This is a genomic window from Candidatus Streptomyces philanthi, assembly GCF_059553635.1.
On record NZ_JCANQV010000027.1, the window covers coordinates 1 to 16,479 of the forward strand.

General features: G+C 72.9%; 14 protein-coding genes and 1 pseudogene. 3 read left to right on the forward strand and 12 right to left on the reverse strand.

Going from position 1 to position 16,479, the window contains the following annotated elements:
- From AC51EU_RS05825 to bldG, 4 genes are all read right to left on the reverse strand, one after another.
- Nucleotides 1-2,140 (reverse strand): sodium-translocating pyrophosphatase (locus AC51EU_RS05825; RefSeq protein WP_496265568.1); only part of this gene is annotated, 2,140 nt, incomplete at its 3' end.
- A gap of 395 nt (nucleotides 2,141-2,535) precedes the next feature.
- The gene (locus tag AC51EU_RS05830) at nucleotides 2,536-3,051 is read right to left on the reverse strand and encodes a hypothetical protein (RefSeq protein ID WP_496265569.1); all 516 of its coding nucleotides are present in this window, start codon (nucleotides 3,049-3,051) and stop codon (nucleotides 2,536-2,538) included.
- Between the two features lie 8 nt (nucleotides 3,052-3,059).
- Nucleotides 3,060-3,494, reverse strand: coding sequence for an ATP-binding protein (locus AC51EU_RS05835; RefSeq protein WP_496265570.1), 435 nt, complete (start codon nucleotides 3,492-3,494; stop codon nucleotides 3,060-3,062).
- Nucleotides 3,495-3,600: 106 nt separating this feature from the next.
- Nucleotides 3,601-3,942, reverse strand: a complete 342-nt coding sequence (bldG, locus tag AC51EU_RS05840; RefSeq protein ID WP_004571875.1) for an anti-sigma factor antagonist BldG — start codon at nucleotides 3,940-3,942, stop codon at nucleotides 3,601-3,603.
- 81 nt (nucleotides 3,943-4,023) lie between these two features.
- On the opposite strand from bldG, the gene AC51EU_RS05845 reads away from it, so the two are divergent.
- On the forward strand, nucleotides 4,024-6,486 hold the full coding sequence (locus AC51EU_RS05845; protein WP_496265571.1) for a DEAD/DEAH box helicase: 2,463 nt from the start codon (nucleotides 4,024-4,026) through the stop codon (nucleotides 6,484-6,486).
- Nucleotides 6,487-6,696: 210 nt separating this feature from the next.
- On the opposite strand, the gene AC51EU_RS05850 is transcribed toward AC51EU_RS05845, so the two are convergent.
- The 7 genes and pseudogenes from AC51EU_RS05850 to ssd all read right to left on the reverse strand — a co-directional run bounded on the left by AC51EU_RS05850 (nucleotide 6,697) and on the right by ssd (nucleotide 12,818).
- Entirely contained in the window at nucleotides 6,697-7,050 is a 354-nt protein-coding gene (locus AC51EU_RS05850; protein ID WP_496265572.1) for an Rv3654c family TadE-like protein, read from the reverse strand.
- The gene (locus AC51EU_RS05855) at nucleotides 7,025-7,369 is read right to left on the reverse strand and encodes a TadE family type IV pilus minor pilin (RefSeq protein WP_496265573.1); all 345 of its coding nucleotides are present in this window, start codon (nucleotides 7,367-7,369) and stop codon (nucleotides 7,025-7,027) included. The genes AC51EU_RS05850 and AC51EU_RS05855 overlap by 26 nt, the downstream gene beginning before the upstream one ends.
- A 172-nt stretch (nucleotides 7,370-7,541) precedes the next feature.
- Nucleotides 7,542-7,724: a DUF4244 domain-containing protein gene (locus tag AC51EU_RS05860; protein WP_496265574.1), complete on the reverse strand. Its 183-nt coding sequence runs from the start codon at nucleotides 7,722-7,724 to the stop codon at nucleotides 7,542-7,544.
- A 68-nt stretch (nucleotides 7,725-7,792) separates the two neighbouring features.
- Entirely contained in the window at nucleotides 7,793-8,494 is a 702-nt protein-coding gene (locus AC51EU_RS05865; protein ID WP_496265575.1) for a type II secretion system F family protein, read from the reverse strand.
- Nucleotides 8,495-8,921: 427 nt separating this feature from the next.
- Nucleotides 8,922-9,722 (reverse strand): annotated as a pseudogene (locus AC51EU_RS05870) (type II secretion system F family protein); the annotation flags it as partial.
- Nucleotides 9,723-10,084: 362 nt separating this feature from the next.
- The gene (locus AC51EU_RS05875; protein WP_496265576.1) at nucleotides 10,085-11,272 is read right to left on the reverse strand and encodes a TadA family conjugal transfer-associated ATPase; all 1,188 of its coding nucleotides are present in this window, start codon (nucleotides 11,270-11,272) and stop codon (nucleotides 10,085-10,087) included.
- A gap of 235 nt (nucleotides 11,273-11,507) precedes the next feature.
- On the reverse strand, nucleotides 11,508-12,818 hold the full coding sequence (gene ssd / locus AC51EU_RS05880) for a septum site-determining protein Ssd (RefSeq protein WP_496265577.1): 1,311 nt from the start codon (nucleotides 12,816-12,818) through the stop codon (nucleotides 11,508-11,510).
- 455 nt (nucleotides 12,819-13,273) lie between these two features.
- Between ssd and AC51EU_RS05885 the strand changes: the two genes are divergently transcribed.
- Nucleotides 13,274-14,122 (forward strand): HAD family hydrolase, encoded by an 849-nt coding sequence (locus tag AC51EU_RS05885; RefSeq protein WP_496265578.1) that lies wholly within the window; start codon nucleotides 13,274-13,276, stop codon nucleotides 14,120-14,122.
- Between the two features lie 394 nt (nucleotides 14,123-14,516).
- Here the strand turns inward: AC51EU_RS05885 and AC51EU_RS05890 are convergent, their stop codons facing one another.
- On the reverse strand, nucleotides 14,517-15,368 hold the full coding sequence (locus AC51EU_RS05890) for a Fic family protein (protein WP_496265579.1): 852 nt from the start codon (nucleotides 15,366-15,368) through the stop codon (nucleotides 14,517-14,519).
- A gap of 100 nt (nucleotides 15,369-15,468) precedes the next feature.
- Here AC51EU_RS05890 and AC51EU_RS05895 point away from each other — a divergent pair, with 100 nt between their 5' ends.
- Nucleotides 15,469-16,470 carry an ATP-binding protein gene (locus tag AC51EU_RS05895; protein WP_496265580.1) on the forward strand — a complete coding sequence of 334 codons (1,002 nt, stop codon included), beginning with the start codon at nucleotides 15,469-15,471 and terminating at the stop codon, nucleotides 16,468-16,470.
- The last annotated feature ends 9 nt before the right edge of the window (nucleotides 16,471-16,479 follow it).

A 16,479-nucleotide genomic window follows, 5' to 3' on the forward strand; every position in this document is an offset into this window, starting at 1 on the left:
CCTTGAACGGGTCGCCGACGGTGTCGCCGATGACGGTCGCGGCGTGCGCCTCACTGCCCTTGCCGCCGTGATGCCCGTCCTCGACGAGCTTCTTGGCGTTGTCCCAGGCGCCACCGGAGTTGGCGAGGAAGACCGCCATCAGGATGCCGGTGCCGATCGCGCCCGCCAGGAACGAGGCGAGGGCGCCGACGCCGAGGGCGAAGCCGACGGCGATCGGGGTGAGGACCGCGAGCAGACCGGGCGTCGCCAGTTCACGCAGCGCGTCCTTGGTGCAGATGTCGACCACCCGCCCGTACTCGGGATTCTCGGTGTAGTTCATGATCCCGGGCTTCTCGCGGAACTGCCGGCGGACCTCGAAGACCACCGCCCCCGCCGACCGGGACACCGCGTTGATGGCGAGCCCGGAGAAGAGGAACACCACCGAGGCGCCCAGGACCAGCCCGACCAGGTTGTTGGGCTGCGAGATGTCCAGGTTCAGCCCCAGTTCGCTCCGGCCGAAGTCCCGCACGGCGGAGCTGATGGCGTCCCGGTACGAGCCGAACAGCGCCGACGCCGCGAGGACGGCGGTGGCGATGGCGATGCCCTTGGTGATGGCCTTGGTGGTGTTGCCGACCGCGTCGAGGTCGGTGAGCACCTGGGCGCCCTCGCCGGTGACGTCGCCGGACATCTCCGCGATGCCCTGCGCGTTGTCGGAGACCGGTCCGAAGGTGTCCATCGCCACGATCACCCCGACCGTGGTCAGCAGGCCGGTCCCGGCCAGGGCCACCGCGAACAGCGCCAGGGTGATCGACGCCCCGCCCAGCAGGAACGCCCCGTAGACGGCGAGGCCGATCAGCACCGCCGAGTACACCGCGGACTCCAGGCCGACGGAGATGCCGGAGAGGACGACGGTGGCCGGGCCGGTCAGCGAGGTCTTGCCGATGTCGCGGACGGGCCGCCGCGTGGTCTCGGTGAAGTAGCCGGTCAGCTGCTGGATCAGCGCGGCGAGCACGATGCCGACGGCGACCGCGACGAGCGCCAGCACCCGCGGGTCACCGCTCCGCCCCAGGATCTGCGGGTCGGTGACACCGGCCAGGCCCTTGTACGTGGACGGCAGATAGGTGAAGACGGCCCCGGCGACCAGCACCAGCGAGATCCCGGCCGAGACGAAGAAGCCGCGGTTGATCGCCGTCATCCCGCTGCGGTCGCGCCGCCGGGGCGCGACGACGAAGATGCCGATCATCGCCGTGACCACCCCGATGGCGGGGACCAGCAGCGGGAAGGCGAGGCCGGCGTCGCCGAACGCCACCTTGCCCAGGATGAGCGCGGCGACCAGCGTCACCGCGTACGACTCGAAGAGGTCGGCGGCCATACCGGCGCAGTCGCCGACGTTGTCGCCCACGTTGTCCGCGATGGTGGCGGCGTTGCGCGGATCGTCCTCCGGGATGCCCTGCTCGACCTTGCCGACAAGGTCGGCGCCGACGTCCGCGGCCTTGGTGAAGATGCCGCCGCCGACCCGCATGAACATCGCGATCAGGGCGGCGCCGAGGCCGAAGCCCTCCAGCACCTTCGGCGCGTCCACCGCGTACACCAGCACCACACAGGACGCACCGAGCAGTCCCAGTCCCACGGTGAACATTCCGACGACACCGCCGGTGCGGAATGCGATTTTCATCGCCCGGTGTGCGACAGCCGTAAGATCCTTTTTCTCGGTCCCGCCCCCGGCCGGAGTGGCCTCCCGGGCGGCCGCGGCGACACGCACATTGCTGCGCACCGCGAGCCACATGCCGATATAGCCGGTGGCCGCCGAGAATGCGGCGCCGATCAAGAAGAAGACACTGCGTCCCGCCCGCTGCGACCAATTGTCCGCGGGCAGCAGCATGAGCAGGAAGAACACCACGACGGCGAATACACCGAGAGTGCGCAACTGCCGGGCCAGGTAGGCATTCGCGCCTTCCTGGACCGCCGCCGCGATCTTCTTCATACTGTCGGTTCCCTCACCGGCCGCGAGCACCTGACGCACCAGGACCGCCGCGACCGCCAGCGCCGCCAGCGCGACGACGGCGATCACCAGCACAAGGGCGCGGTTGTCTGTCGTCAGCGACGGTCCGGCGAGAAAAGAGGGGGTGTCCAGCAACTGAGGGGTGTGAGGCCCCGCCATTCGTCCTCCTTGACGCTTGGCACATGGGCGCGCGGAAGCACGCTCAGGCGTCCTGAGCAAGATGTGGACGGATTGTAGGGAGCCGCACGGCATCGAAACAGGGCGCCGGAAACGGAATTCGCCGGTGGCCGGGAAGATCAAAAGGATGTCGCCCGTGGAATTTCGCCCGGACGAAGGAAAGCGCGGAATTCACTGACCACGGCCCGATGATCTCGCTGTCCTACTGATCGCCGCTGCTCAAGGACACCGGCCACCGGAAAAGGGATCACAGGCGCCGCCCGCGAGGGCCGCACGGGGACACCGTCCCGCGGAATCCGCCCCGCCGCCGACAATGGCTGACAGACCGTCAGATCACGTCCGGATCAGCACTCTCCGGCCGCGCCGCGGCCGCCGGCTCAGCAGCGCCCCTCACGCACCGAGACCGCCCGGTCGTACCAGGGCAGAACGGACTCCCCCGCGCCGCTCCCCGCGGCCCGGGTCCGTGTCACGTTCACGCAGAAGGCCGTCTCCACACCCTCCGCGGTGATCTCGTGGTCGACCGAGCCCCCGATGTCCCGCAACACGTCCCGGCCCTCTTCCCCACCACGCCGTGCCACCCGCACCCCGGACGACGGGCCGCCGCTCCCGGCCGCCCGGCCGATCGCGTCGCCGATGAGCCTGTCGTCCATGCCCGCGGAGCCGTGGTCCCGTCCTCCGTCGAGGGACGCGGCGGCCCGCCGCACGGCCGTGCTCAGTTCGTCCTCGCTCCAGGTGCCGCTGTGGCGCAGGACGAGAAGAACGACGATCGCCAGGACCGGCGCCAGCACGATCAGTGCCAGGCCCGCCGGATTGCGGTGGTTGTAGACATAGCGGTTCGTCCCCCAGCGGCTCCGGACGAAGACCGGCTCATGGGGCTCCCCCTGGTGCTCCACCGGAGCGCCTACGGCGCGGTGGGCGCCGGGGCCGTGGGCCAGCTCATCCGGATCAGCCCGCCGTCCGCCCCGGAGGACACCTCGACGTCGTCGACCAGACCGCTGATGACGGCCAGGCCCATCTCGTCGTCGCCCTCCGCGTCACCGTTCTCCTCGGCGCCGGCGGACCCGCCGGACGTGCGCGCGGAGGCGGCGGGCACCTCGTCGCCCACTTCGATCGCGAAGGACTTCTCGTCCTCGACCAGCGCGACCCGCACCGGGGCCGTGATGCCGTGGCCGCGGTGCAGGCTCACGGCACGGGAGCACGCCTCGCCCACGGCGAGCCGCACCTCGTCCAGCACGGCCTCGTCCACCCCGGCGCGGCGTGCCACGGCGGCCGCGACCAGACGCGCGGTCCGGACGTGCTCGGGGAGCGCGCTGAAGCGAAGTTCGACGGTGGCCATGCCATCCCCCTCGATATGCGGGCGTGCTGCGCAGGGGGCCGGACCGTGACGTCCGGTTCCCCCCACTTCTTCCTCCCCGCGCCACGGCGCGGGCACCGCGCGACCCTCAGTCGGTCGCCGCGACGGCCTCGTCGACCGAGGTGTGAATCGGGAACACCTTGGTCAGGCCCGTGATACGGAAGATCTTCAGAATGCGCTCCTGGTTGCAGACCAGGCGCAGCGAGCCCTCGTGGGCACGCACCCGCTTGAGCCCACCGACGAGCACGCCGAGCCCGGTGGAGTCCAGGAAGTCGACACGCTCCATGTCCACCACGAGGTGGTAGCTGCCGTCGTTCACGAGCTCGACCAGCTGCTCCCGCAGCTTGGGCGCGGTGTATACATCAATCTCGCCACCGACCTCGACGACCGTACGGTCGCCAACGGTCCGGGTCGACAGGGACAGGTCCACGGATCCTCCAGCACCTTGCTATCGAGCGGTCGCCCCCCTGGGGCCTCCCCACCGAAGGTAGGGGACGGATCGGCAGCCGCGATGGCATTCAATCACTTACCGGCAGGCGTGCACGACGCCCTTTCAGCATTGTCCGTCACACCGGTGACAGACTCGGTGCCGATGGCCTCCAATCGACTGCCGCGGGACACGGGCGCCGGCCCCTCCCCGGGCATCATTCTCGAACGCCTCGCCCGGGGCGCGACCCGCGCTGCACGCATCACTCATACGGAGCACCTGCCCCCGCGCACCGGCGGCCATGCCGACTGGCCCGAAGAGATCCGGCCGGAAGTCGTCGCCGCGATCCGCGCCGCCGGAATCGAGCGCCCGTGGGCCCACCAGGCCAGAACGTCCGAACACGCGCTGCGCGGCGAATCCGTCGTCGTCGCCACCGGCACCGCCTCCGGAAAGTCGCTGGCCTATCTGGCGCCGGTGCTCTCCGCGCTCGTGGCGGGCGCCCGGCCCTCGCGCGGCGGCGACCTGTGGTCCGGCGGCAGGGGCGCCACCGCGCTGTACCTGGCCCCCACCAAGGCCCTCGCCGCCGACCAGCTCCGCGCCGTACGCGAACTGGCGGCCCCGCTGGGCACCGACGTACGGCCCGCGGTGTACGACGGCGACACCCCCGTCGAGGAACGGGAGTGGATCCGCCAGTACGCCAACCATGTGCTGACCAACCCCGACATGCTGCACCGCGGCATCCTCCCCGCCCACCCCCGCTGGGCGTCCTTCCTGCGGGCGCTGCGCTACGTCGTCATCGACGAATGCCACACCTACCGGGGGGTGTTCGGCTCGCACGTCGCCCAGGTCGTCCGCCGGCTGCGCCGGATCTGCGCCCGCTACGGCGCGGAGCCGGTGTTCCTGCTCGCGTCGGCGACCGCGGCGGACCCCGGCGAGGCGGCCGGGCGGCTCACCGGACTGCCCGTGGTGGAGATCACCGAGGACACCTCCCCGCGCGGCGAGGCCGTCTTCGCGCTGTGGGAGCCGCCGCTGACCGAGCTGCACGGCGAGCGCGGCGCACCGGTCCGCCGCACCGCCACCGCCGAGGCCGCCGACCTCCTCACCGACCTCGTGGTCCAGGGGGTGCGCAGCGTCGCCTTCGTCCGCTCCCGGCGCGGCGCCGAACTGATCGCGCTGATCGCCCAGGAACGGCTCGCCGAGGTGGACCGCTCCCTCCCGGCCCGGGTCGCGGCCTACCGGGGCGGCTACCTCCCCGAGGAGCGCCGCGCCCTGGAGCGCGCCCTGCACAGCGGCGACCTGCTGGGCCTCGCCGCCACCACCGCGCTGGAACTGGGCGTGGACGTCTCCGGGCTCGACGCCGTCGTCATCGCCGGCTACCCCGGTACCCGCGCCTCGCTGTGGCAGCAGGCCGGGCGCGCGGGCCGCTCGGGGCGGGGCGCGCTGGCCGTCCTGGTGGCCCGCGACGACCCGCTGGACACCTATCTGGTGCACCATCCCGAGGCCCTGTTCGACCGGCCCGTCGAGTCGACGGTCCTCGACCCCGGCAACCCGTACGTCCTCGCCCCGCACCTGTGCGCCGCGGCCGCCGAACTCCCGCTCACCGAGTCCGACTTCGCACTGTTCGGGCCCGCGGCCGCCGGGCTGCTGCCGCAGCTGGAGACGGCGGGGCTGCTGCGCCGCCGCCCCACGGGCTGGCACTGGACGCGCCGGGACCGGGCCGCCGACCTCACCGACATCCGCGGGCAGGGCGGCACCCCCGTGCAGATCGTCGAGACCGGCACCGGACGGCTGCTGGGCACGGTGGACGCGGGCGCCGCGCACACCACCGTCCACGAGGGCGCCGTCCACCTCCACCAAGGCCGCACCTATCTCGTCGAACGCCTCGACCTGGAGGATTCCGTCGCGCTCGTCACCGAGGCCGCGCCGCCGTACTCCACGACCGCCCGCGACACCACCGCCGTCTCCGTCCTGGAGACCGACACCGAGATCTCCTGGGGCGACGCCCGGCTGTGCTTCGGCTCGGTCGAGGTCACCAACCAGGTCGTGTCGTTCCTGCGCCGCAAGCTGATCACCGGCGAGGTACTGGGCGAGACCAAACTGGACCTGCCGCCGCGGACCCTGCGCACCCGCGCCGTGTGGTGGACGGTCACCGAGGACCAGCTCGACGCCGCCCGGATCTCCCCCGAACAGCTCGGCGGCGCCCTGCACGCCGCCGAACACGCCTCCATCGGCCTCCTCCCCCTCTTCGCCACCTGCGACCGCTGGGACATCGGCGGTGTCTCCGTCCCCCTCCACCCCGACACCCTCCTCCCCACCGTCTTCGTCTACGACGGCCACCCCGGCGGCGCCGGCTTCGCCGAACGCGCCTTCCACACCGCCGCCTCCTGGCTCACCGCCACCCGCGACGCCATCGCCTCCTGCGAATGCGACTCCGGCTGCCCCTCCTGCATCCAGTCCCCCAAGTGCGGCAACGGCAACGACCCCCTGCACAAACGCGGCGCGGTACGGCTGCTGACGGAACTGCTTCGGGGGGTGGTGGGGGGCTAGGGGGTGCGGCGGGGACGCCCGGTCGGCGGGGGGGGCTCCGCCGAGTGGGCGGTCCGGATGCCGTCGCGTGGTCGCCCCGCGGGCGCGCCGGGAGCGCCGGGAGGGCCGGCTTCTCCGAGCCCAGCCGACCGTTGCCCCAGGCTGGAGAGGCCGTGCGGCCGGGCACCGGAGAGACGCCGTCAAGCGGGCGGTCCCGGCGCCGTCGCGTGATCACCGCGCCGGCGCGCCGGGAGGGCCGGCTCGGGAGCGTACCCGGGCTGTGAACGGGCCGCTGGCCGCCTCTGCCGAGACGTCCGCGACGGCCGCGTCCAGGGCGCAGCGGACGAGGCGGGTGTACTGGGCCGCGGCGACCCGTCGAGCGGCCGAGCAGGCCGCCGCAGGGCCGTGGTGTGCGTGGTCGGCGGCGGCCAGCGCGGCCAGGTCCGCGGCGCCGCCCGCCCGGTGGCGGGCCGTGACGGCCTGCCCCAGACCGATCAGGGCCGCGAAGACGGCGCACAGCGCCGCCGCCGCGAAGACCGTCCACACCGTCGCCGACCCCTCATCGCCGTACCGTGTCTTCCGCAAGAGCCACCGCCTCCCCTCCGACCTGCACCGTCAACCTTCCGACGCCCGGGAGATCGGCCTGGACCCGTACGCGAACCAGGTCTCCCTCCCGTGACACCGCCACCCGCGCGCCGTGCGGCGCCATGGTCCGTGCCGCCCGGAGGACGTCCGCGGGCGGCTCCGATCGCGCCGCGGCCCGTGCGCCCGCCCGCGCGGCGTCCACGCACTCGATACGCGCGCAGACCGCCATCAGCCCCCAGATCAGCGCCGCGGCCACCGCCACCAGGACGGGCATCACCACGGCCGTCTCCGCCGTCACATATCCCGCGTCCCTGGGCATCCGCCGACGGCCCCGGCGGCGGGCGACACGTCGGGAGCCGTGGTGGCGGGCGGGGGCGGCACGTCCCACCGGTACCTCCGCCCCCGTCCGCGGCACCGTTCGCGGCTCCGTTCCCGGGCGCGCCTCAGAACGGTGCATGGAGCGCCTTCCCGATCAGTGAGTTGAGCGCCGCCTATACCGATGCGCTCGTCACCACCTTGTAAAGCACGGCTGCCAGCGCACACGCGGCAAGCGTGCCGATCGCGTATTCCGCTGTGGTCATTCCCCGGTCGCGGGCCGCGCGCAGCCGTTCGCCCAGCCAACGGCTGTTCCTCAGCCGACCGCCCGGCAGCCGGCCACCCAGATGTGCGGACATCGTCATCCCCCTTGCTTTTCGTTGCGAACAGATCAGTTGTGTCGTGACGGATGGATCGGTGGTGTCGTTCAGTTGTGTCCCAGCAATCCGCTCGCCAGGCCGATCAGCACCGGGGCCACGCCCAGTGCCAGGAACGCCGGCAGAAAGCACGCCGCCAGCGGCAGCGTCACCAGCACCCCGGCCCGCCGGGCCCGCCCGGCCGCCGCCCTGCTGCGTTCCGCGCGGAGTTCGGCTGCGATCCGGGAGACGGAGTCCACGGCCGGTACGCCGGACGTCCCGGCGCGCTCCAGGCATCGCGCCAGTTCGGCCGCCCCGGGCAGGGCGGCCAGCCGGGGCCAGACGACGGCCGGTTCGCCTCCCAGACGCAACTCCGCCGCGACCTGTCCCAGCCGACTCCCGACGGTCCCGTGCAGCGACCGTCCGACCGCCTCGGCCGCCTCACGCGGCCCGGCACCCGCCGCGAGGCAGGCCGCCAACAGGTCCCCGGCGGGCGCCAGTTCCTCACGCACCGCGTCCCGGGCCGCCTTCACGGCGCCTTCGGCCCGTTGCCGCTCCTGCCGCCGGTACGCGGCGTACCCCGCGGCCAGGCCCGCCAGGACACCAGCGGCCCCACCGACGAGCAGCACCACGAATCCGCCCGCACCGGCAGGCCCCAGCCATGCCTTCGCCCGCCCACCGGCCAGCAGCCGCTCGTTGACGGCGCTTCCACACCGCCCCCGTATGCGGCCGCTACGCTCTCCCGAGCCGTGTCGATCAAGCACAGGGCCCATGAGGACCAGCGCTCTCGCCCGTACGGCACGTCGCCGTCGCGACTCACCCGCCACACCTGCCACGTACAGCACGACCGTGGCAGCGCCCAATGCCACAAGCGTCATCCCCAGCCTGTGGAAAACTTCTTGCCCCATGCCGGGCTCCTTCCTGTTCCTCCCTGCACGTCCTTGTCGTCCCTGCGTCGGCCGTTCAAGTCCCCCTCGTTCACAGACCTTTCGCCGTACGGTGGCCGTCGCCGTACGGTCGGCCATTGCTGTACGTACCGTGGCCGTTTGGGCGACCGGTGGTCGGTCGGCCGTCGTTACGCGGTTGCCGGGGCCACGCGGCTGCCGCCGATATTCCGGTGGTTGTCCAGAGCCCGGTACGCCTCGGAGGCCTGGAGGGGACAGCCCGAGGCGAGTCGCGCGGCGGCCCATTCGCCGGCAGAGCCGCGGTCACGATGCGGGACGTCCACATCACCCCGGCCCCTTCCAGCAGGCCGCCGATGACCAGGCAGGCCCCTCCGGCAGGGGTGTGCAGCAGCACCGTCAGCGGGTCGGCGCCCAGGGCGCTGCCCATGAGGAGCCCGCCGACGGGCAGCAGGGCGAGCATCAGCGCCGTGGCCCGGGGGCCCGCCAGCTGGGCCCGTACGTCCTCACGTTGATCACGCTGGGCCCGCAGTCCTGCCGCGATCCGTTCCAGGCCGGAGGCCAGTCCGGCGCCTCCCTCCACGGCGACCTGCCAGCAGGCCGCCACACCACCGAGTCCCTCGGCCCCCGGTGACCGCGCCGCCGCCCGCAGGGCTCGCGGCACCTCCCCGCCGTAGCGCGCCGCCGCGAGCACGGCCGAGCCCTCCTCGCCCAGCCCCGATGCTCCGGCGGCGAGCAGCGCCTGGGCGGGCTGCCGCCCGGCGCGCAGCTCTCCCGCGACCGCCGCGCACAGCCCGATCACCGCCTCGGCACGCCGTTCCCGTGCCCGTTCCGCCTCTCGCGAGCGGAGCCGACGCCGGACCACGAACGCCGCCACCGGAGAGGCGAGCACGGGGAGCACCGACCGGCCGAGCAACCCGAGCACCAGCCCCAGAAGCAGACACCATAGCTCTTGCCCGAACGGCACCTTCGGGCCGCAGCGCCGCCGACGGCCGCCGTCTCCGTCGGGAGGGCGCCCGGCGTCCCACCGCCCTGTTCCGCCGCTCCGCGACGCCCCGTATCCGCAGTGCGGTTCCGGCTCCCTCAGCTCCTCGTGGATCGCCCGCAGACCCCTCATGATCGCGACATCAGGGCTTGCACCGTGCCGATCACCACCCCCGTTCGCGGCGTCTCCGTCCGATCCGGCCCATGTACGAGCACCGCGTACGGAACGCCCCGGCCGCCCGGCACCATCCGCGTCGGCCTCTCCGCCCGTGCCGTCCGAGAACAGCCCGCGCAGCCGACGCTTCATGGCCCCGCGCCCACCGAGGCCCAGCCGTCCCCCGGCCCCGACCGCAAGCACCAGTGCCACCACCGCGGCCACGACGACAAGCCCTGCCTCCGACCCCCAAACCGCCGGGGTTTCCACCACTCCTGTCACTTCGTCACCCCCTGTCATCCCACGTGCCGCCGCCCTCCACATCAGCCGTCACCGCCAACCCCGAAGCCCTCCTTGCCTCCCCGCTCGCACAGCCGCATCAGATGCGGCCAGCCGGGGGCCTCGCGGAAGCCCTCCGGGGCCCATGCGGCGGCGGGGAGGGTCTTCACGAAGCCGTGGTGGTCGCGTTCCAGGACATGGATCTCGGCGAGGCGGCGTCGGCCTGTGCGGTCGCGGACGAGGTGCAGCACCACGGAGAGGGCCGCCGCGAGTTGGCTGTGCAGGGCGGCACGGTCCAGGCCCGCGGTGGAGCCGAGGGCTTCGAGACGGGCGGGGACGTCGCAGGCGGCGTTGGCATGTACCGTTCCGCAGCCGCCCTCATGGCCGGTGTTCAGGGCCGCCAGCAGGTCCGTCACCTCGGCGCCGCGGACCTCGCCGACCACCAGCCGGTCCGGGCGCATGCGCAGTGCCTGGCGGACGAGGTCGCGCAGTGTCACCCTGCCGATGCCCTCCTGGTTGGCGGGTCTGGCCTCCAGGCGGACGACATGAGGGTGGTCGGGGCGCAGCTCCGCCGAGTCCTCGGCGAGCACGATCCGTTCGGTCGGGCCGACGAGGCCGAGCAAGGTGCCGAGCAAGGTCGTCTTGCCCGAGCCCGTACCGCCGCTGACCAGGAACGAGACGCGGGCCGCCAGCAAGGCTCGCAGCAGCCGGTCGCCGCCGGGCGGGACCGTGCCCGCCGCCACCAGTTCCGCCAGGTCGAAGGCCCGGGGGCGTAGTACCCGGAGGGAGAGGCAAGGGCCGGCGACCGCCACCGGGGGCAGTACGGCGTGCAGCCGGGTGCCGTCCGGCAGCCGGGCGTCCACCCAGGGCCGGGCGTCGTCGAGGCGTCGGCCGGCGACCGCGGCGAGCCGCTGGGCCAGCCGGCGCACCTCGGCCGCGTCCCGGAAGCGCACGGAGGTCCGTTCCAGTCCGCCACCGCGGTCGACCCATACCTCGTCGGGCGCGGTGACCAGGACGTCCGTCACCTCCGGTGCGGCCAGCAGCGGTTCCAGGGGGCCGGTTCCGACCATCTCGGACCGCAGGGCGGTCACCACGCCCAGGACCTCGGCATCCCCGAGGAGGCGTCCTTCCTGGCGCAGGGCCACCGCCACCCGGGCGGCCGTCGGCTCCGCGCCGTCCTCCGCGAGTCGTCGCCGTACCGCGTCCAGCAGGTCCGGGAGCCCCGGTGCCACCCGGCTCACCGCTCCGCCCCGTCCCGCTCATCGGCGGCCACCGACCGACCCCCGCAGGCCGTCCCGCACCGTCCCCGGAGGAGCCGTACGATTCCCCCGCCGCACCGGGCCTCTTCCTCACCACAGCGGACGGTTCCCTCGCCGTGCCGCACCGCCGCCTCACCGCACAGGGCGTCTTCCCCACCGCACCGGACAACGCCCCCACCGCTCCGAACGGCATCGCGCACCCCGCCGCTCATCCGCGCTCACCCTCTTCCGCGCCCCGCCGCACCACGATGTCAGCGCCTACATCTCGCTCCCCCACAGCACCGGCCTCGGCCCCTCTCGCCCCCACGACACCGACCTCCCCGCCCCTCGCACCCACGCCACCGGGGGCCGCGCTCCCAGGCCCCGCTCCGCCGACCGTCTCGCGCAACGCCTCACCAGCCCCACCACCTACCGCCCCCTCCCTCTCCAACACCCGCCCCCAGAACGCCGCACAGAACCGGGCAAGAGGCCCGCGGACCCGTGCGCCCGGCGGTTCGCCATGGACCAGGGCATCCGGCGGTCCCGGGTCCCAGGGAAGTTCGCCGACCAGCGGCAGCTCCAGCAGGCGGGCGATCTCGTCGGCGTCCAGGCCGGGCCCGCCGGCGGGCAGGCCGCGGACCACCACCCGCAGGTCGTCCAGGACGGTCCGGACGCCGGCCGCGGCGCATCGTGCCGCGGCCACCGCCCGGAGTTCCGCGGGCACCACCAGCAGTCCGGCGTCCAGCTGTGCCAGCGCCTCGGCCACGGCCTCGTCGACCCGGCGCGGCAGGTCCACCACCACGACCCCGCCGCGCCGCCGCGCCGCGGCGAGCACCGCGCGCATGGCGCTCGGCGGAACGGCGGTCTCCGGGCCCCGGTCCCAGCTGAGGACGCGCAGGGAGTGCATCCGGGGCAGCGACTCCTCCAGGGCCCCGGCGGCGACCCGGCCGCGTGACTCGCGGAACGCGGGCCACCGCAGTCCCTTCTCCGTCTCGCCGCCGAGGAGGACGTCGAGGCCGCCGCCGAGCGGGTCGCCGTCCACCAGGACGGTGCGATGTCCCACGCGTGCGGCCGTGACGGCCAGGGCGCAGGCGAGAGTGCTGGCGCCCGCGCCTCCCCGGCCGCCGATCACTCCGAGGGTGAGGGCGGCGGGGCCGACGCCCTCGACCGCGTCGGCGATCCTGTCGACGAGCCAGCGTTCGCCGTCGGGGAGCGTGAGCACGCGTTCGGCCCCGAGGGCGACGGCCTGCCGCCACACCTCCGTGTCGTCGGCGTCCTGGGCGACGAGGACGAGGCCCGGACGGCGTGCGGCGCCCCGCAGCCGGGGTGCGCAGTCGTCGCCGACGAGCACCAGGGGCGGCGACTCCCAGGCCCCTCGGCCGGGCGGGAGGCCGTGTGTCACGCGGGGCAGCGCGTCGGCCGCCGCGCAGAGCCGCAGAAGGTCGTCGAGCAGTCGCTCGTCCTCAGTGATGATCAGTGGTCCGCGGTGCTGCTCGTGTTCCGTGCGTGCCGGGTGTCGCGGTGTCCTGTCTCCGGCCATGTTCGGTCCCCCATCGCTCGCCGGTCCGCCCAATGCGAACTCGCGGACTTTCAGCGTGGGGCGATCGGGAAAACAAAGTGGATCTTGGTCGAAATCTGTGGACAACTCTGCGTCTGTGAATAACTCCGTCACCTATACCGGTGACCGGGAGGTGACTTTCACGTCCTTAAGAGGGCATCATCCGGACATCCACAGAGGAGCGTGACAACTACGGTAGGTAATGCGTGACGCGCGTCGACCCGCGTGTGTCCCGTGGTTGCGGGGAGCGGGCCGGTCAGGGGAAAAGGCGTCCGGACATGCGACGACCCCCGCCGGGGGGAGAGCGGGGGTCGTCTCCTCGGCCGACTCGGGGGGGGAGGAGCCGGACCGGGTTAGCACGGTCGCGAACGATCCGTGACTTCCATGGTGTACCCGAGAGCCTTCTCAGGCAAACCCACGCGCCCACCTTACGCCGAATGGCGGCCGCCTATGCTCACGGTGTGGAAAACCACTCCGTGCCCCACTCGTCACCCCGTACTGCCGCCTTCTTCGACCTCGACAAGACTGTCATTGCAAAGTCGAGCACGCTGACCTTCAGCAAGTCGTTCTACCAAGGCGGCCTGATCAATCGCCGGGCGGTACTGCGCACCGCGTACGCGCAGTTCGTGTTCCTCGCCGGCGGTGCCGACCACGACCAGATGGAGCGGATGCGGGAGTATCTCTCCTCGCTCTGCCGCGGCTGGGACGTCGCCCAGGTCCGCGAGCTCGTCGCCGAGACCCTGCACGAACTGATCGACCCGATCATTTACGACGAGGCGGCCTCGCTCATCGAGGAGCACCATGCCGCGGGCCGCGACGTGGTGATCGTCTCCACCTCGGGCGCGGAGGTCGTCGAGCCGATCGGCGCGCTGCTCGGCGCGGACCGGGTGGTGGCCACACGGATGGTCGTCGGCGACGACGGGCGGTTCACCGGGGAGGTCGAGTACTACGCCTACGGGCCGACGAAGGCGGAGGCCGTCCGGGAACTCGCCGCTTCCGAGGGCTACGACCTCGACCGCTGTTTCGCGTACAGCGATTCCGTGACGGACATTCCGATGCTCTCCGCGGTCGGCCGTCCCTACGCGGTCAATCCGGACCGCGCGCTGCGCCGCGAGGCCGTCACCCGTGGCTGGCCCGTGCTTTCCTTCACCCGGCCGGTGCCGTTGAAGAAGCGGCTTCCGGCGCTGTCGATGCCGCCCCGTCCGGTACTCGCCGCGGTCGCCGCCGGCGCGGCCGCGGCGACCGCGGGGCTCGTCTGGTACGCGAGCCGGCGGCGCGGTTCCTGAGAAGACCGCCCGGTGCGCGCCGGCGGAATTCCGGGGCATTGTCCTTCACATTGCGGCAATACGCATTTTGTCTCGATTGCTCGAAATTGAAGGCAAAAGTAAAGATATGCGAGGAAGGGGTTCCGCTCACCTGCCACCTGGAGTAGAAAGGTGGTAACGGCCCGCGAGACCAGGGAGATCCGGGAGGATCACCTCACGCAGCAAGGCCCACGGACCGATGCACGAATGCCGGGCACCCACGCGACGCCGACCCGTCGAATACGGGCCAGCCGCACCAGGTGGCGGACAAAGACCTCCGACCTGATGGGCACGCACCGAGCACGCTTGGTAACCCGGCGGACGTGCCAGCGGCGGTACCTGCCACAGGTACCGCCGCAACCCCGTCCGTGGCCGTTCAGGCCGCGCCGCGCTGGAGCGCCTCGCAGACCGCGGTGCTCTCCCGCGCCCCCAGCTCCACGGCGCGCCCGCAGTACGCGATCCACGCCCCGACGCCCTCGGGTGTCCCCGAGACATAGCCCTCCAGGGCCGCCGCGTACGCCGCGCCCCCCGGTTCCGCGTGCCCGACCTCGGCCGGGCAGACCGACTTCGGGTCGAGTCCGGTGCCGACCAGCACGATGCGCTCCGCCGCCCGCGCGACCAGCCCGTTGTGCGAGCCGAAGGGCCGCAGTGCGAGCAGTTCGCCGTGCACCACGGCGGCGGTCACCAGGGCGGGCGCCTCCGTACCGGCGAGCAGCAGCCGCGCCAGCCCGTCCAGCCGGCCGGCGACCTCCTCGGCGCCGGGCAGCGGCAGGTCGATCAGCGGTTCGTCGACCGGTTCCGCGCCGAGCCGCGGCCGGCCGACCGTGGCGTCCACCCGGTCGCCGCCGGCCGCCACCAGGTGCAGCCGCGCCAGTACCCGCAGCGGCGACTGGCGCCATACGCTCAACAGCTGTCCCGCCTCGGCCGTCAACCGCAGCGCGGCACCGACGGTGCGCGGCTCGCCTTCCTCACTGAAGTCGGTGCGCCGGCGGACCTCTTCGAGGGCCCAGTCGGCGCCGGCCAGCGCGGCGGAGGCCCGGGCGCCGCGCAGGGCGGCCTCGGCGGTGATCTCCGTGCTGCGGCGGCGCATGACGCGGTGTCCGTAGACGCGGTCGACGGCCGTGCGGACCGCGTCGACGGAGTCGGCGACACCGGGGAGGGAGACCAGGGTCGCGAGCGGGTCGCCCTGCGCGGATGCGGGGGCCGTCCCCCGGGGGTCTGCTGCCATGGCACGACCCTACGCACCACCGGGCCACACCCCTCGAAGGAGTGGTCTTCCTCACGCACGGTCTTCACTCCTTGCAATCTTACGATTACCCTTGGTGAACATGAAGATCGCTTTCGTGGGGAAGGGCGGCAGCGGCAAAACCACCCTGTCGTCCCTGTTCATCCGTCATCTCGCCAACGCCCGCGTCCCCGTGATCGCGGTGGACGCGGACATCAACCAACATCTGGGAGCCGCCCTGGGCCTGGACGAGGCGGCCGCCGCCGCGCTCCCGGCGATGGGCGCGCACCTTCCGTTGATCAAGGACTATCTGCGCGGCGGCAATCCCCGGATCACCTCCGCCGAGACGATGATCAAGACGACACCGCCCGGGGAGGGCTCCCGGCTGCTGCGGGTCACCGGGGACAACCCCGTCTACGACGCCTGCGCCCGCCCGGTCCCGCTGGAGGGCGGCTCCGTACGGCTGATGGCCACGGGCCCGTTCACCGAGTCCGATCTGGGCGTGGCCTGTTATCACTCCAAGGTCGGCGCGGTGGAGCTGTGCCTGAACCACCTCGTGGACGGCCGGGAGGAGTACGTCGTCGTCGACATGACGGCGGGCTCCGATTCCTTCGCTTCCGGCATGTTCACCCGTTTCGACATGACGTTCCTGGTGGCGGAGCCGACCCGCAAGGGCATCGCCGTCTACCGCCAGTACAAGGCGTACGCGCGGGACTTCGACGTCAGCCTGAAGGTGGTGGGCAACAAGGTGCAGGGTCCGGACGATCTCGCCTTCCTGCGTGCCGAGGTGGGGGACGACCTGCTGGTGACGGTCGGGCACTCGGACTGGGTGCGGGCGGCGGAGAAGGGCGACCCGGCCCCGCTCTCTCGTCTGGAACCGGTCAACCGGCGTGCGCTGGAGGCGCTGCACCGCGCGGCCGACGCCGCCCACGGGGCGCGGGACTGGGAGCGCTACACCCGCCAGATGGTCCACTTCCACCTGAAGAACGCCGAGAGTTGGGGCAACGCGAAGACGGGGGCGGATCTGGCGGCGCAGGTCGACCCCTCGTTCGTCCTGTCCGAGCGGGCGGCCGAGGGGCAGGTGGCCGTGGCGCAGCCCGTCTGACCGGCGGGC

What these genes read in the sequence shown, in the direction of transcription:
- AC51EU_RS05835 (WP_496265570.1), bottom strand. Translation starts at nt 3,494, where the DNA reads ATGGCCACCGTCGAACTTCGCTTCAGCGCGCTCCCCGAGCACGTCCGG.
- AC51EU_RS05845 (WP_496265571.1), top strand. Translation starts at nt 4,024, where the DNA reads ATGGCATTCAATCACTTACCGGCAGGCGTGCACGACGCCCTTTCAGCA.
- AC51EU_RS05855 (WP_496265573.1), bottom strand. Translation starts at nt 7,369, where the DNA reads ATGCCCAGGGACGCGGGATATGTGACGGCGGAGACGGCCGTGGTGATG.
- AC51EU_RS05860 (WP_496265574.1), bottom strand. Translation starts at nt 7,724, where the DNA reads ATGTCCGCACATCTGGGTGGCCGGCTGCCGGGCGGTCGGCTGAGGAAC.
- AC51EU_RS05865 (WP_496265575.1), bottom strand. Translation starts at nt 8,494, where the DNA reads ATGGGCCCTGTGCTTGATCGACACGGCTCGGGAGAGCGTAGCGGCCGC.
- ssd (WP_496265577.1), bottom strand. Translation starts at nt 12,818, where the DNA reads ATGGCCGGAGACAGGACACCGCGACACCCGGCACGCACGGAACACGAG.
- AC51EU_RS05885 (WP_496265578.1), top strand. Translation starts at nt 13,274, where the DNA reads ATGGCGGCCGCCTATGCTCACGGTGTGGAAAACCACTCCGTGCCCCAC.
- AC51EU_RS05890 (WP_496265579.1), bottom strand. Translation starts at nt 15,368, where the DNA reads ATGGCAGCAGACCCCCGGGGGACGGCCCCCGCATCCGCGCAGGGCGAC.
- AC51EU_RS05895 (WP_496265580.1), top strand. Translation starts at nt 15,469, where the DNA reads ATGAAGATCGCTTTCGTGGGGAAGGGCGGCAGCGGCAAAACCACCCTG.